This window comes from Rubritalea profundi, from assembly GCF_002954445.1.
Taxonomy (GTDB): Bacteria; Verrucomicrobiota; Verrucomicrobiia; order Verrucomicrobiales; family Akkermansiaceae; genus Rubritalea; species Rubritalea profundi.
This window is the reverse complement of the sequence record NZ_MQWA01000001.1, coordinates 1649554-1650282: the sequence shown is the minus strand read 5'-3', so window position 1 is coordinate 1650282 and position 729 is coordinate 1649554. Positions and strand designations below refer to the sequence as shown.

At 51.7% G+C, this 729-nt stretch carries 1 protein-coding gene and 1 pseudogene; both read right to left on the bottom strand.

The window, feature by feature from the left end:
• On the bottom strand, positions 1-348 hold a 348-nt coding region (locus BSZ32_RS07190; protein ID WP_240610702.1), incomplete at its 3' end, for a 3-keto-disaccharide hydrolase.
• Positions 240-729: pseudogene (locus BSZ32_RS19695) on the bottom strand (hypothetical protein); the annotation flags it as partial. The gene BSZ32_RS07190 and the pseudogene BSZ32_RS19695, both read right to left, overlap by 109 nt.

Here is a 729-nt window from a genome sequence, read left to right as displayed (position 1 = left end):
CTTATCCTGGATAAAGATGCCGTTGTGGAGAACGACAAATTTAGCACGCCTGATTACTTTGCCTTTATCATCGAAGATCGGGCGGGTGAAGAGGATGTCGTATGTTTGCCACTCACCGGGTTTCCGGCAGGCGTTGAAGGCTGGTTTCGAGCGTCCGTAAAGTGCGCCGGCCTGGCCGTCGGCGTAGGTTGGGCTGAGGTCATTGTACGAGTCGAGAATCTGCACTTCATATTTGTCCATCAGCGAAACGCCGCTATTGCCTCGGCTCTGGCCATCGCCTTTGGCGTCGGCTGGCGACATCCATTCGAGGTGGAGCTGGCAGGAGCCAAATTTCTGTTTGGATTTGATAGAGCCAGCTTTGACCACAATTTCCATGGAGCCATCTCCGAGCAATTTCCAATCGTTATTCGGGTGCTTGGGCCGGGTGCGTGCCAGTTATCCATCGATTTCTTGGTGCCATCGAACAAGACAACTGCATCGGAAGGAGCGGTGCCGATTTTTTCCTGAGTACTGGGGGTGCCAGGAGTGACGATTGTTGGCAAAGGTTGCTTTTTTTGATCCTTTTCGTGGACCATGATTCCATCGAGGGTCATGAATTTGACGACTTTGCCTTCAATGGTCTCTGACCACCTTTTTTCAACCGGCTTTTTTTCCTTACCAGCCTTGAGCTGTGAGACCGTACCGAGGAGGGACAAGCAAACGAACGACAGCCTGAAAAAAAGATGGCTG